Source organism: Actinomadura sp. 9N215, from assembly GCF_044326345.1.
In the GTDB taxonomy this organism is placed as follows: domain Bacteria; phylum Actinomycetota; class Actinomycetes; order Streptosporangiales; family Streptosporangiaceae; genus Spirillospora.
This window is the reverse complement of sequence record NZ_JBIRBA010000003.1, coordinates 128,085-152,208: the sequence shown is the minus strand read 5'-3', so window position 1 is coordinate 152,208 and position 24,124 is coordinate 128,085. Positions and strand designations below refer to the sequence as shown.

The window sequence follows — 24,124 nt, the reverse complement described above, 5'->3', positions numbered from 1 at the left end:
CTCGCGAAATGGTGGACGGGCGGGCGGCGGTACGGGGTGGCGGTGCTGGGAGTCGCCTGCCCATCACCGCCGCCCGCCATGTCTACCACCGCGTTGGACGAGGCCCCGCCCCAGACGAACACCCGCCGGTCGTCGCGGGACCCGACCTGCCCGAGCGGCTTCGTCCCCGGGACCTCGGCCCTCATGGCGGACTTCAGCGCGCGCACCAGGAATATCTGCTCCGGCAGGGCCGTGTCTCGGAGGCGGTCCAGCTCGACGTCGACAACAGCCGGAGCTTGTTCGGCAACAAGTACGACAGCGCCGTCAAGGAAATGCTGTGACCCGAGGAATATCGCGAGCTTCATCAACGCGCTGGACAAGGCGGCGGGGTATTGAGGGCCGGTCAGCTAGCCCGACCTGTAGTCGATTCCCGGGGAAGTCGAGCCCTGGGGAATTGGTTTCTTCAGTAGTAGCCCTCAATGGCGAGCAGCACGCTGTTGAAGAAGGTGGGGTCGCCGTTGTCGTCCACCCGGTCGTGGTCTTCGCCGCCCCGCCAGAACTGCATGAACAGGTCGGGGACCATGAGCGAATCGCCGTAGCTGTCGATCTCGGTCTCGGCGCCGAGCGTACGGATCACATCGCGGGCGGTGGAGCTGAAGACGTCGAGCTTGGAGTAGGTGACCTGGTCCTGGCCCTGGCCGGGCTCGTTCCTGGGATTGGGGTTGGCCAGCTCGATCGCCTCGACGCGGCCGTCCTCGTCGCCGTAGGCGAAGCCCGACACCCGGTCGACGGGCCCATGGAAGAACAGGGCGTCCGGTTCGTCGGGGGACCGCCGGAAGTCCCGCACTTCGAGGAACCCGAGGCCCTCGATCGCGGACCTGGCCTCCGCCAGGGTCGCTCCCAGCAGCACGGGCGGAACTCCCTGCCGCGGGCGCAGTTCGAACTCCATCGTGCTCCCCTGTGTCGAATGTGGTCGAGTCGAGGGGGGCCCGGGCCGCCTCGTCCTGCCGCCCGCCAGTGTACGCCGGGCCGTCATCGGCGAACATTCCCTGACCACGCACTATTCTGCAAAAAGAACGTGAATCCGAAGAACTCTCAAAATCCTGTCGAGGCCATTTCCTCCATTTTGGTCGCACCCTTGTTCGTCGGAAGTAGCGCCCGGTGCCGTGAAGGCCGTGCGCGAATCGTTCACAAAGGTCCGCCGAAACTCGGCCCCGCCCCCCGGCCCCCGGCTCCGGCGTCGCCCGCCCTGCCCGGCCCCGCCTTGCCGACGCGGCCCGGGGTCCATCCCGGAGAGAGAGCGGTCTGGCCGACTCGGTGATCCGCTCATCCGGCGGCAATCGGCGTGATTTCCCCACACCTGGGGCGCTGAGTCCGGAATGGGGCGTCGGGTGCTGAAGTGGCCAATGATCCCAGGTCGGGGCCGAGTCCGAGTGGCGCCTAGCCGATCGTCAAGTGATGAAGCCGACGCCCATAGGGCGGAACGGCAACCATTCTGATAACGATTGAGCGCGGCGGGTACTGATCAAGCCGGTCGTGGATGGATCCTACGACCATGGGCGGGACCGGTGGTCTACGGACCTGTCTGGCCGACTGCGTGGTAGAGCAGTTGAACGGTTGGCCGGCGCTGAGGTTGTGCCGAGCCGACTGCGGCTTCGGCCGGGCATTCGCTTGCGGCGGGGATCAGATCGTCCATTTGCATGGGCGCGACCAGGCCGAGCTCTATTTGACGTGGCCGCTCATCCAGCGCATGCGAAAACCCCTCCGCGACTGCGCCTCGGTGCGGATCCGGCCCGGTGACGGCTGGCTGGGGATCTGGCTCGGCGGCAACGACGACGTCGCGTTACTGGTCTCCCTGGTCAGCGTCGCCATCAAGGCCAACCTCGCGACGCTCGACACCGTGCAGCCACGGGTTGGCCCGTGCTGGCTGGGCTACTCCCATCTCGCCGAACGGTTCATGCCGCAGCCGCCCCCGGGCCGCGGCGGGCTGACGATGACGCCGTCCGGGAACCCGGTGGAGCGTGAGGAGCACGTCATGCGCGAGGTGGCCGACCGCCTCGTCCGCAGCCTCGCCGGGAGCCACCAGCCCAAGCACGTCACCCAGGTGCTCGACGCGATCTACCGCCGCTTCGAGGACAGGCCCGTCCGCGACTTCGTGCCCGTGCTGGTCGAGCGGCTGGCCCGCGAAAAACTCACCCCCGATCCACCGGCCTGAACCGCATTTTTATTGCACCGTTCCAATGAATCAGGGCGTGCGATAGCCGCGCCCGTATCCGCCCGGTCGCGCCCGTATCCGCGTGCGCGTGCGGGCCGGTCGGTGGCACAGTGAAATCTCCACCTCTCACCGCCACACGTACGGGATGTGCGCTGATGACGTCGGTCCAGAGATTTGAACTGCGGCTCGTGTCGATCGAGGACAGGCCGAAGGCGCTGCGGCTGCGGGACGAGGTGCGGGACGTGCTGGCCGACCTGGGCGCGCTGAAGGTCGAGGAGGTCGACGTCGGCGACCCCCCGCCGGGACGCAGGTCGGGTGATCTCGACATCGTCGGGCTGCTGGTGGCGATCGCGGGCTCGCTGGCCGCGATCGTCCAGGTCCTGGAGGGGTGGCAGCGGAGGCACGCCAACCGGGGCGAGACCGACACCACGCTCACCCTGACGATCGGGGAGTTCACGGTGACGCTCTCCCACGTCCCGACCCCCGAGGAGCTGGACCGGATCCAGGACCTGATCGAGCGCTTCGACGGGCGGTCCGACGATGCAGGGAACTGAGCCGTTCACGATGCTGAACGTCACCGTCGTGGAGAACGACGGCGTCACCCGCTACCGGTACGAACTGCGCACGTCCGGCGGGACGGAGTTCAGCGCGCTGGAGCAGGAGTACTCGGTCGAGGTCAACCAGCAGCTCGTCCGCGACCTGTGCGACAAGATCGACAAGACGCTGACGGCGGCGCTGTCGGGCGGGACGGACTACCGCGACACTCTCGTCACCTGCGGCCAGACCCTCTACAAGCACCTGTTCCGCCCGGTGCGGGGGAACGAGGAGCCCGCCCTCCTGGTGCGCGTCCGGCAGTCGCAGAGCCCGCTGATGGTGCGGAGCAACGAACTGCTGGTCCCCTGGGAGCTGCTTCACGACGGGGCCGACTTCCTCGGGCTCGCCCACGATCTCGGCCGCGGCTCCGTCGTGGCCGGGTCGCCCCTCGACGGCCGGGACGTCGGCAGCATCGAGCGCGCCGTCATCGTCGGGGATCCGCTCGGCGACCTGCCCGCCGCCCGCAGCGAGGCGGAGCACATCGCCGACTGGCTGGAGGAGCGCGGCACGCGCTGCAAGCTGCTGCTGGGCGACCAGGCGACGCTCGCGGACGTGGTCAACGAGCTGAGCTCGACCCGCTACGACCTGCTGCACTACTGCGGTCACATCACCATCAGGAGCAAGCCGACCGACAGCGGCCTGCTGCTCCACGAGCGGCGCCTGCTGAACGAGAGCGCGCTGCTGACCGCGTCGCGGGTCGGCGCCCCTCCCGTCGTGTTCGTCAACGGGTGCCGGGCGTCCGGGCCGATCTCCAACCTGTGCGTGTCCTTCATGACCATGGGCGCGAAGGTCGTGGTCGGCACGAGGACGGACGTCGCCGAGCGGAGCGCGCAGCGCTTCGCCGAGGAGTTCTACCGGCGGCTGCTCGCCGACGAGACCGCGGGACGGGCGATGCGCGAGGCCCGCCGCTCGATCCTGGACGAGCCGGACGGGGCGTGGGCGTCCTTCCTCCTCTACGGGAACCCGAGCGTCCACATCACGGGCGGTCCGCACGCGTCGTCGTCTCGGAAGGCGGCCCGGAGGGCGCCCGGGCGCGGGCCCCACTCGCCGGAGGCGGCCGCGATGATGGACCGCGTCCGGTCCATCGCGCGCGGGCGGGGGGTCGTCACGTCCCTCGACCTGCTGTACGGGCTGGCGACCTGCCCGGAACTTCAGCCCACGCTGCGGCGCACGATGGGGGCCGAGAGGCTCGCGGTCCTCGTCGACATGCTGAACGCCTTCGTCCTGGTGTCCCCGGTGCTGGGGGCGCGTTCGCCGGAGAGCAACGGAAACGGCAACGGCAACGGCGCGGACGTCCAGCTCTCCGACACCGTGCACGCCGTCCTCATCAAGGCCAGGGACATCACGGCGGCCGAGGGCCGGTCCGCGGTCACCCCGCGCGACATCGCGACCGCGTTCGCGGAAACGGGCGGCGGCAGCTCGGCCTCAGTGCTGGAGCTGCTCGGCGTCACGGTGCGGCAGGCGATGTCCGCGGACGCCCCGCCGCCGATGTCCGCGGACGCTCCAGGGGACGCCGACCGGGCCGTCAGGTCGCACCGGTCGCGGACGCCGCCGGGCGTCGGCGGGAAGCTGTTCGACGATGCCGGACGGCTGCGCGCCGACGTGCTGGACGAGCCCACCGCGAAGGCCGTCGGCGCGGCGCTGCTGATCGCCGCCGCGGGCGGCAGCGCCATCGGCTCGCACATCCTCCTGCAGGGCTTCGGGGTGGCGGGCAGCGGGACGCTGCGCGACGCGCTGGAGGCGCAGGGCGAGGCCGGACGTCAGGCCGTCGCGGCCCTCTTCCGTCCCGTGCCTCGCCGCCGGGACTTCTCCCGGCGCTCGCTGACCGCGCTCGAACAGGCCCAGGACGGCGGCGCAGGGGAGCCCGCCGGAGAGGCCGCCGTCCTGCTCGCCCTCCTGGACGACGAGGGATCGGCGGCCCGCCGCCTGCTGGACCGGCTCGGAGTCGACGCCGAACGGCTCATCCAGGACCTCCGCAACAGCGAGCAAGCGGACTGACACCACCCCGGCCGCCCCGATCAGACCGATCGCCCCGCAGGCCTAGTCGACCCGCTCTGATCGCTCTGCCTGGTCGGCTCGCTCTGTCTGGTCGGACGGGTCGGGCTGCGCTGCCTCGTTGGACGACGGCTCTGGCTCGTCGGGCGGTTCTGGTGGCTCGGATTGGTCGGGTTGGTTGGCGGGGGTGAGGCGGGCGAGGCCTAGGCGGGCGAGTGGGTCGTCTGGTTTGAGGTCCTGCACCGCCGTCCACTGGCGGGCGGCGTCGTCGAGGTGGCCTAGCTCGAAATCGGCCAGTGCCAGCGCGTTGCGCGCCTCGACGTCCGCCGGGCGCCAGTACGCCACCGCGGCGAAATGGTCGCGGGCCTCGGCGAACCGGCCGCCGGTCGCGGCGGCCAGGCCCAGGTTGAACACGTACGACGCGTGCGCGGACAGCCGCGCGTACCCGCCCAGCGGCACACCGCATCCGGCGCAGGCGTCGCTCTCGAAGGCGTTCTCCGCCCCGCAGCGCGGGACCGGGCAGCGGACCTTGAACGCGGTCACCGCAGCCCCCGGTCGTGCGGGTGGTCCTCGGGCAGCTTGCCCGCGTCCGGCCGGGGGACGATGTCGTTCTGCAGCCGCTGCAGCTCGTTCTCCATCACGGCGCACTCCCGCAGCACCCCGGTCGCGTCGTCCTGGACCAGGTCGCCCGCCCGCTCGATCCGGCGCCGCAGCCGGTCGACGTCGCCCAGCAGGTCGTTTCGCTGGTGGGCGAGGACCAGCGACCGGACCCGCTCCAGCTCCTCCATGAGCGTGCCCAGCCGCATCATGGCGATCTCCGGCTCGGACGGCTGGTACCCGCTCGGGAGCGTCGACCTGATCTGGTTGACGAGGAACTCCCGGTAGCCCGTCAGCTGGCGGAACGCCTCGGCGTAGGACGCCTGGTCCGCCGCGCGGAACGCCTTCTCGCCGTGGGCGCGCTGCGTCTCGATCCCCCGGGAGACCTCGCTGGGATCGAAGGCGGGGCCCGTTCCCACGCCGCTCGCGCCCATGCTCGACACGTTCTGGAGCAGCTCGGTGCAGTCGTCGACGAGCTGGTCGAACGTCGCCTTGGGCGGTTCGAGCGGGCCCGACTTCCGGCTGATCCGCGCGACGATCTCCTCCAGCTGCTCCAGCTCGTGGACGGCGCCGTCCCCGTCCCCCATCTCCAGGGCCTTGCGGAACGCGTCGTGCGCGCTCTCGTACTGGATGCGCACCGTGTTGGCCTGCCCGGCGGGCAGGTAGGACACCGCCTCGTCGAAGGAGCGGTCGGTCTCGGCCAGGTCCGCCTCGGTGGGCATCGGACGCTCGGGCGGCGCCTCCACCTCGAACTCGAAGGTCTCCCCCTGGATGGTGCCGAGCGCCGTGAGCAGCGACAGGGCGTCCATCTCGACGCTCAGCCGGATCGGGGTCCCGCGCGGCACCGACCAGTCCACCGGCACCTCGATGACCTTGATCTTCTTGCTCCGCTGGTAGACGTGGAACAGCAGGGTCGCGGTGTCGCCCGGATGGACGAAGGTGAAGTCCGCCCTGGTGGGCAGCGCCGCCAGCTCGGGGATCAGCGTCACGAAGCCCGTGCCGCCGCCCTGCGTCACCTCCAGCTTGATGGGCTTCGCGCACACGGCGGTGCTGCTCGGCCCCGGCAGGCGGCGGGCGCCCTCGTCGCTGTGCACGATGGGACGGCCGACGCGGGCGTGGGCGCGGCCGTCGGCGTCCAGCACCTCGAAGGACAGCTGCGTCTCGACGTCCGGCTCCAGCGGGACGCCCCGGAACGAGAACGCGCCGTTGGCGTCGAGGTCCGACTCCTCGCCGCCGCCGTCCGGCGTCATGAGCCGGATGAAGCCGTCGGTCAGGTCGGGGCCGCCGGGCAGGGACTCCACCGTGCCGCCGACGTGCGTGGTGGTCTTGCGGCTCGCCGACGTGCCGCGGAAGAGGACGCGGACCGTGCGCCCCGGGTCGTAGAGGGCCAGCCCGCCGGTCACGGACGCGCGGACGGCCGCGCCCAGCGCGACGATGGTGTCCACCCTGTCGAACACCGGCTCGTCGCATCGGGCCCGTCCGCACAGCTCCGCGGTGACCAGCTCGCGGACGAGCGGCAGGTGCGTGGAGCCGCCGGCGAGGATGACTTCGTCGACCTCGCCGACGTTCACCCCGGCGTGCCGCTCGGCCTGTTCGAGGGCCTCGTGGCAGTACTGGAGCGTCCGCTCGACGAGGGGGCGGGCGACGGCGTCCAGGTCCGGGCGTTCGATCATGGTCTCGATGCTGACCGCGTCGCCGTTCTTGTCCTTGAGGGTGCCGGTGTCGCGGAGGATGAACTCGCTCGTCCCGGACAGGCCCTTCTTGACGCCCTCCGCGAGGTGCTTCAGCTGGTTGAACCGCGACCGGTCCGCCGGGTCGCCCTCGGGGTCGAGGTCGAGGGCCCAGCCCTCGCTGACCAGCATGTCCTGGAGCCGGAGCGCGAGGTCGGCGTCGATGTTGTCGCCGCCCAGCCGGTTGTTGCCGCTGATGCCGAGGACCTCGTAGACCCCGGCGGTGCAGCGCACCACGCTCACGTCGAACGTCCCGCCGCCGAGGTCGTAGACGAGGAACACGCCGTCGCGGGTGCCGGTGCGCCAGCAGTGGTAGGACGCGGCGGCGGTCGGCTCGTGCAGCAGCTCCAGGCATTCCAGCCCGGCCAGTTCGGCGGCCTTGCGGGTGGCGTCGATCTGCGGCTGGTCGAAGTAGGCGGGCACCGTGACGATGGCGCGGTCGACGAGCCAGGTGGTGTCCGCGGTCGCCATTCCCGCGACGTCCTCCTCGATCTGGCGTTTCATCTCGGCGAGGATCGCGGCGGAGACCTCCTCGGGGAGCATCTCCGCGCCGCCCACCAGCACCGCGGAGCTCTGGCCCATCCGGCGCTTGATCGACCGGACGGGCTCGTTCCGGTTGCCGATGCGCGCCAGCGCCTTCCGCCCGACGATCAGCTCCGAGCCCGGGTCGGCGCGCCACACGCAGCTCGGCGTCGTCCGCGACTTCGACACGGGATCGCGGTGGATGACGATGTCGGTGTCGGTGGGATCCATGACCGCCACCGCGCTGTTGGTGGTGCCGAGATCGATGCCGACGGCCTTGCTCGCTATCTGGGTCATCCCTGCTCCCCGATGTCGTTGACCTTCTCGTCCGGTGCGGTTGGCTCGTCTGCCTCGTCCGGCGCGGTTGGCTCGGCCGGCTCGGGCGGGGTCTCGGGCGGGGCGCCCATGTGGACGCGGCCGGTGCGGGCGACCGCCCCGTCGACCAGCACGATCGGGTCGACCGTCTCGGCCACCGCCTCCGCCTCGAACTCGGCGCCGTAGCGCCAGCCGATCACCTCGACCAGGTCGGCGACCTCGTCCGGCGGCAGGCCCACCGGATCCCGGACGTCCACGCCGCCGTCGCGCAGCGACTGGGCCATCTGCGACCTCAGGATGCGCAGCTCGCGGTGGGCGAGGCCGAGCCCGGCGTCCTCCAGCGCCGTGCCGAGCCGGGCCAGCGTGCCCGCGAACCGGTGGACGAGGACGGCCTGCTCCACCGCGATCGCCATGGCCCGGTCCACCTCGGCGGCCGCGCGTCCCCGTTCGGCGCCGAGCGCCGCGCGGTACCGCTGGAGGACCGCGACCATCTCGGTGGCCGGCGGCCGGACGTCCATCGCCGCGGGCGCGGGGCGCGGCGCGAAGACGTCCCAGCCGTAGGGCGGGTCACCGGCCGGCGCGGGGGCCTCTCCGGCCGCGTCATCCGAAGAGGACATCGGCCACCTCCAGCGGCGGGCCGCCCGGCCGCGGCGGACGCGGCATGGCCCGGACGCCGTTCGCGACGTCCGGTTCGGCGGGCCGCAGCAGCCGGTCCAGGACCTCGCCCGCGATCGCCGTGAGATCGAAGTCGGCGGGCTCCAGCGAACCCGCCGCGCGCAGCGCCGCGACGTTCGCCGGGTTCCTCCGGTGCCTGCGCTCGAAGGCGCTCCACAGGTCGTCGCGGTAGCCGGCGCCCGGGGCCTCAAGCACCTCGTAGCGCGCCCGGGCGGCCGCGTCGTGGATCAAGCGGCCCACGGCCCACCGGTAGAGGTCGCGATCCTCGTCGGTGGCGGCGGTCTCCGCGAGCTCCTGACCGCGCTCGGCGATGTCGTCCCGGTCCGCCCCCGCGGGCAGGCCGAGCACGTGGAACGGGTTCGGTCGCGCGTCCTTGTTCACCAATAGCCCGATATCTCCTTCGCGGTCCGCAGGTTCTGTTTCGCCGTCCTGTTGCGCGGGTCCAGCCGGATCGCCTCCTCCAGCAGCGTCGTCGCTCCCCGGGCGGCCGTCGCGAGCGCGGGCGTCGGGCCGAGGGGGCTCTGCGCGGAATTGAGCACGGTCACCGCCTGGGCGTTCAGCACGACCGAGAGCTGCTCGCGGACGTGCTTGGCGTCACCGGGGTCCACGGCCAGGGCGAGCGCCTTTCGCAGGTCGGTCACGGCGATCGCGAACTCGTTGGTGTCCCGCATGAACGCGAACTCGTTGGTGTCCCGCGTGAACATGTCGAGGATCTGATTCCTCGAGGTGCGCCCGGTGCCCGCCTTGTTGGCCGTGCTCAGGCCGCGGTTCAGATAGGCGACCATGCGCAGTTGCCGGACCGTGTCCGCGAACCGGGAATCGGCCGGGACGCCGTCGAGCGCGCGGAGGGCCTCGCCGAACCGCTCGGCGTCCAGGGCGTCCTTCGCCTTGGTGAGCGCCTTGAGGGCGGTCTCCTCGGGCGCCATGTCGTCCATGTCGCGGGCGAACGCGGTGATGTCCGGGTCGGTGGGTTGCAGGCGCCGCGCCTCGTGGGCCATCTTTTGCGCCTTGCGCATCTCGCCCTTCGCGGCGAGTTCGTCGCCGCGCGTCACATAGCGCTGTGCCAGGAGCTGCGTCGCGTTGTCGTTGGCCGGATTCCATTCCAGCGCGACCTCGTAGTGCCCGATGGCGTCGGCGTGATCGTCGCTGACGAAGCCGCGGTACATGAAATGCTTGGAAAGGGCCTGGTTCTCCACCAGGTGGCCGTTTCCCTTTTCGCACAGCGGCGCGAGGCATTCGGCGAATGCGTGGGCCGACGACACGACCTTCTTCAGCCGGGCGGGCTGGTCGACCGTATAAAGGCACCAGGACCATTCATTGAACCATTCGAGCCCGGTCGTCAGCACGCGGGGTGCGGTCACGCCCAGCTCGACCAGCGGCCTCAGCCGGGCGATCCCCGACTCGAAGTCCGCGCTGACGCCCCGCGGCAGCCGCTGGACGGCCTCCGGGTCCCGCACCTCGCGGTCGGCGGCGTCGACGACGTCGGAGCACCAGCGGTCGATCAGCCTCCCGGCGAGCGCCGAGATCCCGGCCAGGCGCCTGCCGTCCACCCGGAGCTGGTAGCGGACGGACGCCGCCTTGAGCAGGGCCTGGATGCGGAACATCCCCCCGGACCGGCAGGCGCTCAGGCACTTCAGGTGGAGGCGGGCCTCGTCGATTCGCCCGTCCTGGAGCGCGTGCGCTCCGCGTGCGGCGTGGAGTTCGAGGAGTTCGCCCGCCAGCTCGTCCCGCAGCTCCGTCTCGTCGATCTCCTCGTGCCGCTCGGCGAACCGCTTCAGGAAATGGGGCGTGGTCAGGAGGAGCACCCAGAGTCCGGTGGCCGTGACGAGGAATTCCGCGGATCGCTCGTTCCGCTCGTCCTGTTCGTCCTGCTCGTTCTGCGGGAGTGCCCTTTCCCTGTAGAGGACGGCGAGCGTATGCAGGAGATCGACGTCCTGTGAACTGTCGCGCAGATGCCTTCTCCAGGCCGCGCTGATTTCGTCGGGGTCTTCGAGGAGCGCCTGCCGGAGCGCGTCATTCGCCGCGATCGCCTTTTCCAGGGCCGCGTAGCGGCCGGGGCGTTCCAGCGGGGCCGGCGCGTCCGGGAACAGGTGGTCGAGGAGCCGGTTCGTCGCGACTTCCAGTGTCAGGGTGTCGGCGAGTCCGCCGGATTGCGCGGGCCCCTTGTCCGGGATCAGCTGATCGGCCTTCCGGAGGAAGTGCGCCGCCTCTTGCGGCGCCTTTCCGGAAAGCGAGCGCTGGGCCCGGTGGCGCAGGAACCTGGCGTACTCCTCGCGTATCTCCCGCGTTTCCGCCTGCTCGCGTGCGGTGTCGTCGGCCACCGCCCGCGGCCACAGGCGCTCCGCGCTCTCGCGCGCGCCGACCGCCGTCGCGCACCGCGCCAGGGTGAGCGGGGTGATGCGCGCTTCGGGCAGCTCCGCCAGCCGTTCCACCACCGCGACCAAAGGGGAGGTGCGCCTTCCCGCCTCGGACTTGGCGGCGCACAGGGCGGGCAGCGCCCTTTCCAGGACGAGGAGCCGGCTCATCGCGTCGACGTCCAATTCGGAGAACGCCGTCATGACCATGTCCCGGCACGTTTGCGGATCGGTTTCGACGGCGCTCGCGGCGCGTGCGACGTTCAGCGTCGCCGCGAACTGGAATGGCAGGCCTTCCGGTGGTGGCTGCGGAGCGGGATTGAATTCCAGGGCGCCGACGAGGATCTCGCGAATGCCCTCCTCCTGGGGCCCTTCGGTTCCGCGTGCGGCGCGCAGGAGACGGGCGGCCTCAAGCCGGTCGCCTTTCCGGAGAGCGTGCTCCGCGACGGCCAGGGTTCCTGCGAGCCCGTGCGGGAGCTCGGGTGGGGGCGTCCCGTCCGGCGTGTGGCGGAACAGCGTGATCGCGGCCACTTGTTGGAGCTCGCCCAGCTCGCCCAGCTCGCCCAGCTCGCCCAGCTCGTCCGGCTCGTCCGCGTCTGGACGGGGCGCGGCCCGCTGGGCCACGCGATCGAGCATCCGCGCCAGCGCTTCCGCGCGCTTCGGGTCCGTCGCGACGACGAGGGCGCGGGTGAGGGCCCTGGCGAGGGCCACGAGCCCCGGCGCTCCGGGCGGCGCGGCGGCGCCCGCCTCGCGCACCAGGTGTTCGCACAGCTCCAGGTCGGCCCCGGCGGCGTCTCCGGCTACGGCCGCGAGCCCGAGCACCCAAGCCGCCCAAGGATGCTCGTCGAAGGACGGCCGCGGTTCGACGTCGGCCTCGTCCGGGAGGGCGCCGGACGCGAACAGGGCCGCGGCCGCGTGCAGCGTCCGGGCGTCGCGGCGGAAGGGGACGGGCACCGCGACGGCGGCGGCGTCCAGTTCGGCCGCCGCCGTCTCGGCGAGCCGGGTCGCCTCGTCCCGCCGCCCTTCGGCCTGCCATGCGGCCGCGCGCGCGATGTGGAGCGGGCCCAGCAGGTATCCGGCCTGCCGGTATCCGCGTTCGACCAGCCGCTCCAGGACGGCGGTCGCCTCGTCCGCGCGTCCGGCGTGCTCCAGCGCCCAGGCGACGAGCGTCTCGGCCTTCGGGCCCGCGAGCGCCGCCGGATCGGACAGGACGTCGAGCAGCTCGATCGCGGTCTCGGGCCGTCCGTCGTCGGCGTCGAGCGTGGCCAGCACGAGGGCCGCCCTGCCGTAGCGGTACTGGCGCGCCGCCTCCCACAGGAATTCCCTGCCCTTGCCGGGGTCGGTCGGCAGCCAGGCGAGCCCGATCCAGAGCATCTGCTCCTGCCGGGGCAGCCGCCGGAACATGGGGAGGTGCGTCGTCTCCGCGAGCCGCGGGTCGTCCCGGGCGGTACGCAGGCCCAGCACCGTGCGGAGCGCTTCGAGTTCCTCCGGCAGGCCGGCCTTGCCCATCGGCCATGGCGGGTCGTCGTCGTCCCACTCCCCGCGGGCCAGGTTCGTGCGGGCGGCGGCCAGCGCGGCCAGGCTGCGCGGCGCCTTGAGCGTGGTCCGGGGGAGCGCGCCTTCGGCGTCGAGGAGCAGGCACCCGAGCGCCCACCCGCCGCGCGAGCGCTCGAAGCATCGGGCCACCCCCTCGCGGTCGCCTCCGAGGAGCATCGCCCACGCGGTGTGATAGGCCAGGTCGGGACGGTCCGGAGCGGCCTCCGCCAGGGGACGCAACATGCTCAGGGCCGCCGGGGCGTCGCCTTCCTGCAGGAGCATCCTGCCGGTCGCGTACCGGAGCGAGTCGCCCGCCAGCTCCGTGACCGCGAACCCGGCGAGGTCGGCGGCCGTCACGGGGGGCGGGCCGTCCCCCATGGGATCGTCCAGCCAGGTGAGGAGCCGGCTGAGCGTCAGCAGTTCGTCGATATGGCGGGACGAAGGGCGGCCCGGCCTCGCCGCCATGGTCTCGACGTCCGTGTGGGCGCCCTGCCGCAACGAGGTCGCCAGCAGGACCGTGAAACCGGTCTCGTCCCGCAGCGCGGCCGCCCGGCTGCCGGCCAGCGCCGTGGCCGCCGCCGCGGGGTCGTTCTTGATCAGCAGGTGGAAGAGGCCGAGTGCGGTGTCCCGTCCGGGGACGTCGACCTTCGACTGGTCGAGCAGGTGGGCGAGCCGCCCGGCCTCCTGGATCCGGCTCCGGCCGGAGTCGACGCCGACCGCGAGAACGCGCCGCACGAGCCTGTCGACCGCCGCGGGCTTCCGGTACCGGCGCATGGCGTGCGCGTAGACGCGCAGCTCGTCCTTGCCGATCGGCTTCCCGGCGTCGGGCCGGTCGGGCCCCAGGCTCCTGGCCACGGACCTTCGCTCCGCCAGCCCGGTGGCGGTCAGAAGCTTGTCGGGATCGTCCCCCGACAGGAGCGGGTACAGGCGGGTCAGGATTCCGCAGGACGCGTCCGGCTCGTCCCGCTCGTCGCGGGCCACGACGAGCGGCGCCCGGGCCACGGCCGGACCGCCGACCCCGCGGCGGGCCTGCCCGGCCGTATCGGCGATGCCCTCCAGATCGTGGAAGTCGCCGTCGGTGAGCAGCGGCAGGAACCGCTGCCCGAGCGACGCCTGGACCAGCGCGTACAGGTGCTTCCCCGCCAGGCCCGCCGGGTGCTCGACCGCCTCGGCGCGGGCCTCGCGCAGGACGGCGAGCGCCTCGCCCGGGTCGGGTGTCGCGTTGCTCGCCGCCAGTGCCGCGCGGAGCCAGCGCCCCCGCTGGAAGCTCCGGAGAAGGCTCAACGTCCGCCCCCGTTCAGCTCGTCGTCGCGCCTGCGGCGGAAGCGGGCCGCCTGGAAGTCGTTGTCGTCGCGCGCGTACGCGTCGGCCACCTGCCCGGCCAGGTCGGCCCGCTCGCGGCGGCTCGGCAGCAGCGTCGGATGGCGCTCGGCCAAGGCGTGGGCCTCATGCAGGACCCGCGCCGCGGGGCCGTGCTCCCCGGACCGGGTGAGGCGGTCCGCCCGCTCTCTCAGCCGCGCGAACCGTTCGGCCGGCGACTCCGGGGCCGAAAGGGACGACGGCGACGGCGCCCGCACGGCCTCGTCGAGCGCCTCCAGCAGGTCGGTCGCCGTCCGGAACCGCTCGCCCGGGGCGGTCCGCAGGCAGCGGAGGACGACGGCGTCGATCGCCGGGGTGAGTGAACCGCTGTGCGCCGAGGGCGGCTCGACGACGCAGTCATGCCGCGCGTGGCCGACCCACTCGTGCTCCAGTTCCCGGGGCAGGTCGGCGGGCGGGACGAGATGCTCGAACGGGTGCCGTCCCGTCAGCCCCTCGTAGAGCAGGATCCCCACCGAGTAGCAGTCCGAGGCGGGGAGGCTCTTCCCCTGCATGGTCTCCGGCGCCATGTAGGCGAGGGTCCCGGCCACACCGGGGGCGTATCCCTGCTCGATGAGGCGGCCGGCCAAGCCGAAGTCGACCAGCCGCACCGTCGGCCCCGGCCTGCTCAGCAGGACGTTGCTGGGCTTGAGATCGCGGTGCACGAGCGGCGGGACGAGCGCGTGGATGCCGCGCAGCGCGACGCAGATCTCCCGCGCCCACCGCAGCATCAGCTCGACCGGCACACCGCGCGGATGGGAGCGGAACTCCGCGTCCAGGGACCGGCCCCTGACCAGCTCCATCGCCAGATAGGCGCGCCCGCCCACCTCCTGCGCCACGCCCGCGTCGTACACCGGGACGAGGTGCCGGAGCGCCTCGGCGTCGATCATCTCGTCCATGGCGCGGGCGAGGACGAGGGCGTCCGCGAACTGCTCCTGGGCCGTCTCCTCCGACAGCCCGTCCTGCCGGGAGACCTTGACCGCGACCTTGCGGACCCGGACGCCGAGCATCCGCTGCTCGGCGGCGAACACCGCGCCGAAGCCCCCGTCGTCGATCCAGTCGCGGAGCAGGTACCGGCCGTCGATCACCCGTCCGCTAAGCGCGCGCAGATCCACCCCGGGGGCGGTCATGGGGCGTCCGCCTGTCCGGTGAAGGACACGCGGACCTCCGGGATGGCCCGGTCGCCGCCGGGCGGCGCGAGTGCCAGCTCGATGCGCGCGCACCGCTCGTACTCGGCCTCCCGCTCGGCCATCGCCTCCGTGAGCGGGATCTCCACCAGGTCCGCGATCTTCTTCTCGACGATGCGGCCGCCCTCGGTGCCGCCCGACCGCACGTTCTCGGCATGGCTGAGCAGCGCGATGTGCGTGACGAGCCCGTCCGGGACGACCAGCTCCTTGCCGCGGCGCTCCCGCCAGAACCGCTCCCGCTGGTCGAAGAGGCGGCGGCTGATGCCGACCATCGCGGTCTTCTCCAGCGGCCGGAAGACGATGATCTGCCTGATGCGCGCCAGGAACTCCGGCGGGAAGACGGGCTGGCCCGACCGCGGGTGGCGCTCCTGCCGCAGCCGGTCGCGGACGGCGTCCGCGATCTCGCCCGCCGGTCGCCCCCGCCGGTACATGTCCTCGATCGTCTTGTGCCCGGCGTTGGACGTGAGGATGAAGATGGCGCGGTCGCCGAACGCCCTCGTCCCGCGCTGGTCGGTGATCCAGCCCTCGTCGAACAGGTTGAGGAAGGGACGCCACACCTCGGGGTGCGCCTTTTCGGCCTCGTCCAGCAGGAAGACGCAGTACGGGTCGGAGTTGAGGTCCTTGATGAGCCGTCCGCCCTCGTCGTGGCCGTGGTAGCCGGGCGGCGCCCCGATGATCCCGGAGATGCTGTGCGGCTCGGCGAAGTTCTCCATGGGGTAGATCTGCAGCCGCTTCGACGACGAGTAGAACCGCGCGATCGTCTTGGCCAGCTCCGTCTTGCCGACGCCGGTGAGCCCGGCGAAGAACATCACCGAGGCGGGACGGCCGCCGACCCCGGTCAGGCCCGCCCTGATCCGGCGCAGCTCCCCGGCGACGATCCGGACCGCGTCCGGCTGCCCCACCACGGACTCGCTCAGGGCCCGCTCCAGGTCGATCCGCTCGCCGCCCGCGCCAGAGATCTGCCCGGCGGGCACGCCGGAGATCTCCGCCACGACCGGGACGATGTCCGCCTCGGTCAGCCGCGACTGGTCGCTCCCGGCCTGGGTGCGGCGGTAGTGGAGGTCCTCGCACGCCCGCCGCAGCACCCGGATCGCCTTCGACGGAAGCCGCTCGTTGAGGACGTAGTCGCTGGACAGCACCACCGCGGCCTCGACCGCGCGCCGGTCGACCTCGATCCCGAACTCCGCCGCGAGGCCGTCGCCTGACTGCGCGGTCATGTCCCGCGCGGCGGGCTGGGCGGGCTCGTCCATCTCGATCCGGGCGGTCAGCTCGGCGAGCGCCCGGTCGCTCCCGATCAGCTCGTCGTAGTCGTTGCCGCTGAGGACGCCGACGAGATGGACGCGCCGTTCCCTGAGCGCGCTGCGGAGCGCCAGCCGGTGGTCGGTCCCGCCGGGGCCGCGCAGCAGGGAGCCCAGCCCGTCCACGCAGGTGACGAGGTCGGTGCGGCCCCCCACCTGCGCGATGATCCCGGCGAGCTTCGCGCCGCTCTCGTCCGGGGCCACGTCGCCGCAGTCGATGCGGACGAAGCGCTTGCGCCGCAGGGACGGGATGTCGCCGGCGGCGGCCCGGCGGGCCAGCTCGCGGAGCAGCGTCGTCGTCCCGACCCCGGCCAGCCCGGTGATCATCACATGGTTGGCGGTGGTGCGGAACAGCGCGCGGCTCAGCGGCTCGAAGTAATGGTCGAGGTGCAGCGCGGGGCCGATCCCCTCGCTCCGCGCGAGCCAGGTCAGGTCCTCTGCCGGGGGCAGCCCGGGCGGGAGCCGGAAGGCGACCTCCAGCGGCGCGCCGTCGCCCCATTCCCGCAGGGCCTGGTCGAGGTGGTCGCGCAGGCGGGCGAGGTCGAGGCCCAGCGGCGGCGCCGTCAGCACCGAGGCGAGCTTCGGCGGCACGTCGGCGAGGAGGGCGGCGAGCAGGTGCGGGCTGTCGATCCGCTCGGCGCCCCAGCTCGTGGCGCTTCGCCGGGCGCGTCCGAGCATCTCGGTCAGCGCGTTGCCCATCGCGTCGCGTTGCAGCGGCAGCGGCGCGAGGCTGCGGGGCCGGTCGGAGATCCGGAAGGCGTCGGCCACCGTCGCCGCGACCTTGGCCAGTCCGGTCTGCGGCGGGACCTGGAGGCGGATCAGCCGCTCGGCCGGGCCCTCCGTCTCGCCGAGCAGCGCGAGCAGGCAGTGCGGCGGCAGGACGCGGTCGTAGCCGAGCCTGGCGGCGTGCTCGCCGGCGCGTTCGAGGACGGCCCAGGCGCCGTCGGTGAACTCCTCGGACCGCACCCGTCCGGACGGCTCCACCAGCGAAGCCGGGGTTTCGAGGGTGATCCGCACCTGGTCGCGGAGGGTCCGCGCGGCCCGTTCGGCGTCGAGGATGCCCAGGTGGCGCCGGTCCCGCGCGTCGGGGTGCTCCAGGACGCAGGCGACGAGCAGCTCAAGCCCCACCTGCCGGGCCGCCCCGGCCGCCCCGCCGTTGCCCCCGCTGTTGCCCCCGCCTCCGTCGCCGCCCTGCTCGGACAGTTGCGCGGCGAACAGGTCGAGCGCTTCGAGGGCCTCGGGGGCGAACCGCTCGCGCTTGCCGTCGAAGTCGAGCCCGGCCGAGCGTCCCGGGTTGTAGGCGTCGATGCCGTCGAGCACGTCCTGGAGGTAGGCGCCCCCGACGAGCGCGCGGGTGAGGACGGAGCAGACGGCCCCGTCCCCGGCCTTGATCGTGGCGTACAGCAGATCGCTGGGGCGGACCTGGGAGGCGGCCCGGTCGGTGGCGCCGTACAGCACGTCGGTCACGCGACGGTCGGCGAACTCCTCGGGCGTGAACACACCATTGGTGAACAGCAATAAACGCGCACCCCCGAGCGAGCGGCAGAGCAACCGTCTCGATGGTGGCAAATTCGTCCCGCCGACGCCACTTATGTGAACAATTACCGTTCGGAACCAGGGCCTTCGGGCCGGGCGCCACATTCGGACATGGCGCGGAGCCAACCTTCAGCGGACACGAGGCGTCATCTTCTGCACTTGATGCTCCCGCAATGGAGGTCCGGAATGCGCGCATTGTTCGGAGGGTTGCTGGCACTCGTCGTGTCGGCCGCACTGGTCGGGGTGCTCGGCACGCCCGCGTCGGCCGCGTGCGACACCGCATGGGGATCGCTGCCGAAGGGGACGCTGGGCGACTACTCGGACGGGCCGCTGGAGCGGGTCCGCACCGGCCGTCAGACCTGCTACGACCGGCTGGTCATCGAGGTGGCCGGATCGAACTTCGGCCACCGCACGGAGTACGTCGACCAGGTCGTCCAGGAAGGCTCGGGCAAGCCGGTTCCGCTGCGCGGCGGGGCCAAGCTGCGGATCATCGTCCAGGCGGCCGCCGCGCCGGGGTTCCCCGCCGTCTCGCCCAACCTGGCCGATGTCGCCGGCTACACCACGTTCCGGCAGGTGGCGGGGGCGGCCTCGTTCGAGTCGCAGACGACGATCGGACTGGGCGTGCGGGCACGCCTGCCGTTCCGCGCCTTCACGCTCCCGCGCGACGGCGGCGGCACGCGGCTCATCGTCGACGTGGCCCACGCCTGGTAGTCCGGCGCGTCCAGCAGATCGCACGGCGCCCGCGGGGCGCCGTGCGATCATGGGTCTCAGGCACCGCATTAGGCCCTTACCTGGAAGGTTCGCCAGATGTCCGGATCCCCGGTAACCCTGATCACCGGTGGGGGGAGCGGCATCGGCGCGGCGACGGCCCGGCGGTTGCTCGCCCAGGGTCACCGCGTGACGATCACCGGCCGCGGCGGGGAACGGCTCGACGAGTTCGCCGCCTCGGTCGGCAGACCGCCGGAACTGCTGACGGCGCCCGGCGACGCCGCCGACTACGACGCGGTCGTGTCCGCGGTCGAGTCCACGGTCGGGCGGTTCGGGCGGCTCTCCGCCGTGGTGGCCAGCGCCGGCTACGCGACCTTCGACGACATCGCCACCGGCGATCCGGCCGGGTGGCGGGACATGGTCCTGACCAACGTGCTCGGCCCGGCGCTGCTCATCAGGGCTTCGCTGGCCGCGCTGAAGGAGACGAAGGGCCGGATCGTCCTCGTCGGCAGCGTCGCCGGCGTGGTGTACAGCCCGGGGAACATCTACGGGGCGACGAAGTGGGCCGTGACCGGGCTCGCCGAGAACACCCGGCGCCTGGTGACCGACGACGGCGTCGGCGTCACGCTGGTCAACCCGGGCGCCACCGTGACCAACTTCTTCGACGCCGACGGCGGCCCGCCCGACCGCGCGATGATGTCCGCGGATCAGATCGCCAACGCCATCGTGTTCGCGATCGACCAGCCGCACGGGGTGGACGTCAACACACTGACGATCCGGCCCCAGCCGTCACCCCTGTGAGCCGCTGCCGGTTCGGGGCGGCCGCGCCGTCCCGCTGATCACTGTTTCCGTGCTGGTCAGGGAGGCTCTTGCGCCCATGTAGGCGTGATGTATACATTACGTCTATGAGTCGGACACAAGGGCGTCGAGAGAGTGCGCAGGACACCACGTACCGGTGGCTGAAACGGCATATCGGGTCGCTGCCGCGGCAGGAGGGGACGTTCCTCACCGAGGCGGAGGTGTGCGAGGCGACCGGGACGTCCCGTACCCCGGTGCGGGAGGCGCTGCTCCGGCTGGAGACCGAGGGCTTCCTGAAGATCATGCCGAAGAAGGGCGCGTTCGTGCCGCCGGTGTCGGACGCCGAGATCGAGGCGGTCATGCAGGCCCGCGAGCTGGTCGAGGACTGGTCCGTGCGCCGCGCCGCCCCGCTCGCGGAGGAGCTGGCGCCCGAGCTGGCCGAGCTGGTCGGCCGCCAGGAGGAGCTGCTGGACGACCCGGTCGCGTTCATCGAGTGCGACAGGGCGTTCCACCGCGCGATCGTCCGGACGGCGGGCAACCCGGTGCTGGCCGAGTTCTACGAGTCGCTGCGCGACCGGCAGGTCCGGATGGGGCTGCGGGCGATCGCGGCGGCCGAGGACCGGGCGCGGGTCGTGCTCGCCGAGCACGGCGCGATCGTCGAGGCGATCCGGTCGGCCGACCCGCTGCGGGCGGCGCAGGCCCTCGCCGCGCACCTGGACGGGACGCTCACCGTCCTGCGCCTCCCCTCGGTGGCGAACTGGGACGGCCGATGACCCGCGTCGCGCTCGTCCAGGTCGAGAGCCCCGCGTCGGAACCGCCCGCGCGGCGCAGAGAGCGCGTCGGCGGGATGGTGGCGGACGCCCGCGGCGCCGAGCTGGTGCTGCTGCCCGAGCTGTGGGTCCCGGGCTACTTCGCGTTCGACCGGTACGCCGAGCTGGCCGAGCCGCTCGACGGCGACACCGTGACCGCAGGCCAGGAATGGGCCCGCGAGCTGGGCTGCTTCCTGCACCTCGGGAGCGTCCTGGAGCGGACGCCCGACGGACGGCTGCACAACACGGCCGTGCTGATCGACCCGTCCGGGACGGTCGTCCACACCTACCGGAAGATCCATGTGTTCGGGTACCGGTCCCGCGAGGCGGAGCTGCTGACGCCCGGCGAGACGGTCGGGACTGTCGCGTCCCCGTTCGGCACGATGGGCGCCACCACCTGCTACGACCTGCGTTTCCCCGAGGTCTGGCGGGCGCTGGTGGACGCGGGCGCGGAGACGGTGGCGGTCCCGGCGGCGTGGCCCGCGCGGCGCCGGGCGCACTGGCGGCTGTTCACCGAGGCCCGCGCGGTCGAGCAGCAGATGCTGATCCTGGCCTGCAACGCGGCGGGCGCGCAGGACGACGTGACGCTCGGCGGGGCGTCCCGCGTGGTCGACCCGTGGGGGACGGTCCTCGCGGAGGCGGGCGACGCCGAGGAGATCCTGCACTGCGAGATCGACCCTGGCGTGGTGGCGCGGACCCGCGGGGAATTCCCCGTCCTGCGCGACCGCCGCCCCGTCGCCTTGTCCGTGGCGGAGGCGGAGGCGGAGGCGGTGCGGGCGTGAGCGAACTGACCATGCGGGTCGGCGACGGCGAACTGCGCTGCGCGCCCGAGCATCTGATCGTCGCCGGCTACACCGGACGCGACGCGACCGCGACCCGCGCGCACATCGCGGAGCTGGCCGCGATCGGCGTCCCGGAGCCCGCGACCGTGCCCGCGTTCTATCCGCTCGACCCGGGGCTGCTGACTGGCCGTCCCACGATCGCGGTGGCGGGCGGGAACACGTCGGGGGAGGTGGAGCCGGTCCTCGTCCGGCACGCCGGGCGGCACTACCTCGGCGTCGGCTCCGACCACACCGACCGCGACCTCGAACGGACCGACGTGGCGGCCGCGAAGGCCGCCTGCCCGAAACCCGTCGGCGACCGGTTCGTGGAACTGCCGGCGGACGACTCCTGGGACGGCGTCCGCGTCGAGTGCAGCGTCGACGGCCGCCCGTACCAGTCCGGCTTGCTCACCGAGCTGCGCACGCCGTCCGACCTGCTGGCGCGGCTCGCCGCCGCGTTCGGCGACCTGGACGGCGACCTGGTCGTCTTCGCCGGGACGCTGCCGCTGCTGAACGGCGGGTTCGTGCCCGGCCGCCGCTGGCGGCTCACGCTGACCGCCGGCGACACCACCCTGACCTGTGACTACGAGACCGAACGGAGGGCGCCGTGATGCGCACGGGAGCCGAGTACCTCGCCGCGCTGAAGGACGCGCGCCGGATCCACCTGGACGGCGAGCGCGTCGCCGACGTGACCGTCCACCCCGCGTTCGCGCCGATCGCCGCGACGATGGCCGAGCTGTTCGACCTGGCCGCCGACCCGGCCGCGAAAATGACCGCGCACGCGCCGGAGACGGGCGCGGAGGCGAACCTGGTGTTCACGATCCCGCGCAGCCGCGACGACCTCGCCGCGCGGCGGCACGCGATCGAGACGTGGGCGCGGCACACCCACGGCTGGGTGGGGCGCAGCCCGGACCACGTCGGGTCGTTCCTCGCGGCGTTCGCCTCGTCGCCGGAGTCGTTCGTCACCGAACGCCGCGACCTGTCGGGCAGCGTGACCGGCTACCACCGGCGGCTGCTGGACGAGAGCCTCTACGTCTCGTACGCGATCATCCCGCCGCAGGTGTCGCGGGCGACGACCGCGCACGCGTGGGAGGGCGACTTCGTCCAGGCGGGCGTCGTGGAGGAGCGTCCGGACGGCATCGTGGTGCGCGGCGCGCAGATGCTCGCCACCGGCGCCGCCGTCGCCGACGAGATCTTCATTTCGTGTATCAAGCCGCTGACTCCGGACGACCGCGACTTCGCGGTCGGGTTCACCGTCCCGGTCTCGGCGGACGGGCTGAAGCTGTACTGCCGCCGTCCGTACGCGACGACCGGCGCGCCCTACGACTATCCGCTGTCCACGCGCTACGACGAGACCGACGCGCTCGTGGTGTTCGACGACGTGTTCGTCCCATGGGAGAGGGTCTTCGTCGACCGGGACGTGGACGGCCTCCGCCGCCAGTTCTTCGCGACGGGCGCGCACGTCCTCGGCAACTGGCAGGCGCAGATCCGGTTCACGGTGAAGCTCCGCTTCATCGCCGGGCTCGCCGGGAAGGTCGCTGACGTCAACGGCGTCGGCCGGATCCCCGGCGTGCAAGAGAAGCTGGGCGAGCTGGCCGGGCTGGCGTCGCTGGTCGAGTCGGCGGTGTACGCGGCCGAGTACCGCGCCGCGCCCGACGCGAACGGGATGTGGCGGCCGGACGCCCGCGCGGTCTACGGCGCGATGGGCCTCCAGGCCGAGCTGTACCCGCGCGTCCTGGCGATCCTGCGGGATCTCGCGGGCGGCGGGGTGCTGCAACTGCCGTCCAGCGTCGCTGACCTGCACGATCCCGGGACGCGCGCGGACATCGACCGGTACATCCAGTCGCCCGGGGTCGAGGCCGTCGAACGGGTGAAGCTGTTCAAGCTCGTCTGGGACGCGATCGGGTCGGAGTTCGCGGGCCGCCACCACCAGTACGAGATGTTCTACGCCGGTGCGCCGTTCGTCGCGAAGGGCTACGCCTACCGCAACTTCGGCTACGACCGGGCCATCGCCGACGTGGACGCCTTCCTCGCCGCCTACACCGACACCGCCGCCTGAAAGGGAGGAACGACATGGCCAAGCCCGAACACGAGTTCTTCCCCGCCGGCAAGGTCGGTTTCACGCCGTGCGAGGGGGACGTCCCGCGGCTCACCGAACGGATCCTCGCGGCGGACTCCGCGTCCGGCGTCGCCACCCGGATGCTCCGCTTCGAGCCCGGCACCGACACGACGCCGAACGGCGTCCAGGCGCACGACTTCTGGGAGGAGGTCTACATCCTCGAAGGATCGATCACCGACCTGCGGCTCGGGGACACGTTCACCGCCGGGATGTACGCCTGCCGTCCGCCCGGCATGGAACACGGGCCGTGGCGCAGCGACGACGGGTGCCTCACCTTCGAAGTCCGCTACCGCAGCTGAGGTGAAGGACATGTCCGCTATCGCCGGTCCGCTGGGCCGCGTCGCAGATCCGGCGACGATGCGCCGCGTGATGGGCCGCTTCGCCACCGGGGTCGCCGTCATCACCGCGCTGGACGGGCGCGGCCACCCGCACGGGATGACCGTCAACTCGCTGACCTCGGTGTCCCTGGACCCGCCGCTGCTGCTGGTCTGCTTCGGCGCGCGGGCCCGCACCGCCGTCGCGGTCGCCGAGTCCGGACGGTTCGCCGTGTCGATCCTCGCCGCCCGCCAGGAGCCCATCGCGCTGCGGTTCGCCGGACGCGGCGAGGACCATTTCGCCGGTCTGCCGCTGACCTACGGCGAGCACGACGTCCCGGTCGTCCCGGACGCGCTCGCGCACCTCGAATGCACCGTCGACCGGCGCGTCGACGCGGGCGACCACGTCGTGGTGTTCGGCGCCGTGCAACGAACCTGCGACCGGGACGGCCAACCGCTGGCCTTCCTCGGCGGCCGTTTCGGCGACTTCACCGGACGCGGCCACCAACCCCAATCCTGGTTCTTCTGACCGGCCGCCGTAACCGGCCGCCGTAACCGGCCGCCGTCCGCATCCTTTCGCTCGACAACACCTGACCTCACACCATTTCCGGCGCCACCCGCCCGAGGGCCCCGGCGCCGTTTCCACCTGCCCGTTCCAGGGCCATG

At 72.5% G+C, this 24,124-nt stretch carries 20 protein-coding genes; 12 read left to right on the top strand and 8 right to left on the bottom strand.

All coding sequences use genetic code 11. The features are described from left to right. Positions 1–8 precede the first annotated feature (8 nt). On the top strand, positions 9–320 hold the full coding sequence (locus ACH34T_RS06120; protein WP_395990980.1) for a hypothetical protein: 312 nt from the start codon (positions 9–11) through the stop codon (positions 318–320). A gap of 122 nt (positions 321–442) precedes the next feature. Here the strand turns inward: ACH34T_RS06120 and ACH34T_RS06115 are convergent, their stop codons facing one another. Then, complete coding sequence (locus tag ACH34T_RS06115; protein WP_395990979.1) at positions 443–928, bottom strand: hypothetical protein; 486 nt, start codon at positions 926–928, stop codon at positions 443–445. Positions 929–1,519: 591 nt separating this feature from the next. On the opposite strand from ACH34T_RS06115, the gene ACH34T_RS06110 reads away from it, so the two are divergent. From ACH34T_RS06110 to ACH34T_RS06100, 3 genes are all read left to right on the top strand, one after another. Continuing rightward, the gene (locus ACH34T_RS06110; protein WP_395990978.1) at positions 1,520–2,194 is read left to right on the top strand and encodes a three-helix bundle dimerization domain-containing protein; all 675 of its coding nucleotides are present in this window, start codon (positions 1,520–1,522) and stop codon (positions 2,192–2,194) included. A 155-nt stretch (positions 2,195–2,349) separates the two neighbouring features. Further along, positions 2,350–2,748, top strand: a complete 399-nt coding sequence (locus tag ACH34T_RS06105) for a hypothetical protein (RefSeq protein WP_395990977.1) — start codon at positions 2,350–2,352, stop codon at positions 2,746–2,748. Beyond that, positions 2,735–4,786 (top strand): CHAT domain-containing protein, encoded by a 2,052-nt coding sequence (locus ACH34T_RS06100; protein ID WP_395990976.1) that lies wholly within the window; start codon positions 2,735–2,737, stop codon positions 4,784–4,786. Before ACH34T_RS06105 ends, ACH34T_RS06100 begins: the two co-directional genes overlap by 14 nt. Before the next feature lie 42 nt (positions 4,787–4,828). On the opposite strand, the gene ACH34T_RS06095 is transcribed toward ACH34T_RS06100, so the two are convergent. Genes ACH34T_RS06095 through ACH34T_RS06065 form a run of 7 tightly spaced genes read right to left on the bottom strand, consistent with a single transcriptional unit; the run spans position 4,829 to position 17,871 of the window. Further along, entirely contained in the window at positions 4,829–5,326 is a 498-nt protein-coding gene (locus tag ACH34T_RS06095; protein ID WP_395990975.1) for a hypothetical protein, read from the bottom strand. Continuing rightward, entirely contained in the window at positions 5,323–7,929 is a 2,607-nt protein-coding gene (locus ACH34T_RS06090) for an Hsp70 family protein (RefSeq protein WP_395990974.1), read from the bottom strand. The genes ACH34T_RS06095 and ACH34T_RS06090 overlap by 4 nt, the downstream gene beginning before the upstream one ends. Further along, complete coding sequence (locus ACH34T_RS06085; RefSeq protein WP_395990973.1) at positions 7,926–8,564, bottom strand: hypothetical protein; 639 nt, start codon at positions 8,562–8,564, stop codon at positions 7,926–7,928. The genes ACH34T_RS06090 and ACH34T_RS06085 overlap by 4 nt, the downstream gene beginning before the upstream one ends. Then, a complete protein-coding gene (locus ACH34T_RS06080) occupies positions 8,548–9,003 on the bottom strand; it encodes a hypothetical protein (RefSeq protein WP_395990972.1) in 456 nt (151 codons plus the stop codon). Before ACH34T_RS06080 ends, ACH34T_RS06085 begins: the two co-directional genes overlap by 17 nt. Next, positions 9,000–13,796, bottom strand: coding sequence for a hypothetical protein (locus ACH34T_RS06075; protein WP_395990971.1), 4,797 nt, complete (start codon positions 13,794–13,796; stop codon positions 9,000–9,002). Before ACH34T_RS06075 ends, ACH34T_RS06080 begins: the two co-directional genes overlap by 4 nt. Next, positions 13,793–14,998, bottom strand: a complete 1,206-nt coding sequence (locus tag ACH34T_RS06070; protein WP_395990970.1) for a serine/threonine-protein kinase — start codon at positions 14,996–14,998, stop codon at positions 13,793–13,795. Before ACH34T_RS06070 ends, ACH34T_RS06075 begins: the two co-directional genes overlap by 4 nt. Then, positions 14,995–17,871, bottom strand: coding sequence for an AAA family ATPase (locus ACH34T_RS06065; protein ID WP_395990969.1), 2,877 nt, complete (start codon positions 17,869–17,871; stop codon positions 14,995–14,997). The genes ACH34T_RS06070 and ACH34T_RS06065 overlap by 4 nt, the downstream gene beginning before the upstream one ends. A gap of 204 nt (positions 17,872–18,075) precedes the next feature. Here ACH34T_RS06065 and ACH34T_RS06060 point away from each other — a divergent pair, with 204 nt between their 5' ends. From ACH34T_RS06060 to ACH34T_RS06025, 8 genes are all read left to right on the top strand, one after another. Continuing rightward, a complete protein-coding gene (locus tag ACH34T_RS06060; protein ID WP_395990968.1) occupies positions 18,076–18,600 on the top strand; it encodes a hypothetical protein in 525 nt (174 codons plus the stop codon). Between the two features lie 96 nt (positions 18,601–18,696). Beyond that, positions 18,697–19,398, top strand: coding sequence for an SDR family oxidoreductase (locus ACH34T_RS06055; RefSeq protein ID WP_395990967.1), 702 nt, complete (start codon positions 18,697–18,699; stop codon positions 19,396–19,398). A gap of 104 nt (positions 19,399–19,502) precedes the next feature. Next, positions 19,503–20,168 carry a GntR family transcriptional regulator gene (locus ACH34T_RS06050; protein WP_395990966.1) on the top strand — a complete coding sequence of 222 codons (666 nt, stop codon included), beginning with the start codon at positions 19,503–19,505 and terminating at the stop codon, positions 20,166–20,168. After that, positions 20,165–20,986 (top strand): carbon-nitrogen family hydrolase, encoded by an 822-nt coding sequence (locus tag ACH34T_RS06045; RefSeq protein ID WP_395990965.1) that lies wholly within the window; start codon positions 20,165–20,167, stop codon positions 20,984–20,986. Before ACH34T_RS06050 ends, ACH34T_RS06045 begins: the two co-directional genes overlap by 4 nt. Then, positions 20,983–21,636, top strand: coding sequence for a DUF2848 family protein (locus tag ACH34T_RS06040; protein WP_395990964.1), 654 nt, complete (start codon positions 20,983–20,985; stop codon positions 21,634–21,636). Before ACH34T_RS06045 ends, ACH34T_RS06040 begins: the two co-directional genes overlap by 4 nt. Continuing rightward, entirely contained in the window at positions 21,636–23,084 is a 1,449-nt protein-coding gene (locus ACH34T_RS06035; protein WP_395991381.1) for a 4-hydroxyphenylacetate 3-hydroxylase family protein, read from the top strand. The genes ACH34T_RS06040 and ACH34T_RS06035 overlap by 1 nt, the downstream gene beginning before the upstream one ends. 14 nt (positions 23,085–23,098) lie before the next feature. Further along, positions 23,099–23,443, top strand: a complete 345-nt coding sequence (locus ACH34T_RS06030; protein WP_395990963.1) for a cupin domain-containing protein — start codon at positions 23,099–23,101, stop codon at positions 23,441–23,443. 10 nt (positions 23,444–23,453) lie between these two features. Beyond that, positions 23,454–23,987, top strand: a complete 534-nt coding sequence (locus ACH34T_RS06025; RefSeq protein WP_395990962.1) for a flavin reductase family protein — start codon at positions 23,454–23,456, stop codon at positions 23,985–23,987. Positions 23,988–24,124 lie beyond the last annotated feature (137 nt).

What these genes read in the sequence shown, in the direction of transcription:
- ACH34T_RS06070 (WP_395990970.1), bottom strand. Translation starts at nt 14,998, where the DNA reads ATGACCGCCCCCGGGGTGGATCTGCGCGCGCTTAGCGGACGGGTGATC.
- ACH34T_RS06120 (WP_395990980.1), top strand. Translation starts at nt 9, where the DNA reads ATGGTGGACGGGCGGGCGGCGGTACGGGGTGGCGGTGCTGGGAGTCGC.
- ACH34T_RS06050 (WP_395990966.1), top strand. Translation starts at nt 19,503, where the DNA reads ATGAGTCGGACACAAGGGCGTCGAGAGAGTGCGCAGGACACCACGTAC.
- ACH34T_RS06100 (WP_395990976.1), top strand. Translation starts at nt 2,735, where the DNA reads ATGCAGGGAACTGAGCCGTTCACGATGCTGAACGTCACCGTCGTGGAG.
- ACH34T_RS06115 (WP_395990979.1), bottom strand. Translation starts at nt 928, where the DNA reads ATGGAGTTCGAACTGCGCCCGCGGCAGGGAGTTCCGCCCGTGCTGCTG.
- ACH34T_RS06110 (WP_395990978.1), top strand. Translation starts at nt 1,520, where the DNA reads ATGGATCCTACGACCATGGGCGGGACCGGTGGTCTACGGACCTGTCTG.
- ACH34T_RS06085 (WP_395990973.1), bottom strand. Translation starts at nt 8,564, where the DNA reads ATGTCCTCTTCGGATGACGCGGCCGGAGAGGCCCCCGCGCCGGCCGGT.
- ACH34T_RS06090 (WP_395990974.1), bottom strand. Translation starts at nt 7,929, where the DNA reads ATGACCCAGATAGCGAGCAAGGCCGTCGGCATCGATCTCGGCACCACC.
- ACH34T_RS06030 (WP_395990963.1), top strand. Translation starts at nt 23,099, where the DNA reads ATGGCCAAGCCCGAACACGAGTTCTTCCCCGCCGGCAAGGTCGGTTTC.
- ACH34T_RS06035 (WP_395991381.1), top strand. Translation starts at nt 21,636, where the DNA reads ATGCGCACGGGAGCCGAGTACCTCGCCGCGCTGAAGGACGCGCGCCGG.
- ACH34T_RS06025 (WP_395990962.1), top strand. Translation starts at nt 23,454, where the DNA reads ATGTCCGCTATCGCCGGTCCGCTGGGCCGCGTCGCAGATCCGGCGACG.
- ACH34T_RS06060 (WP_395990968.1), top strand. Translation starts at nt 18,076, where the DNA reads ATGCGCGCATTGTTCGGAGGGTTGCTGGCACTCGTCGTGTCGGCCGCA.
- ACH34T_RS06045 (WP_395990965.1), top strand. Translation starts at nt 20,165, where the DNA reads ATGACCCGCGTCGCGCTCGTCCAGGTCGAGAGCCCCGCGTCGGAACCG.
- ACH34T_RS06055 (WP_395990967.1), top strand. Translation starts at nt 18,697, where the DNA reads ATGTCCGGATCCCCGGTAACCCTGATCACCGGTGGGGGGAGCGGCATC.
- ACH34T_RS06105 (WP_395990977.1), top strand. Translation starts at nt 2,350, where the DNA reads ATGACGTCGGTCCAGAGATTTGAACTGCGGCTCGTGTCGATCGAGGAC.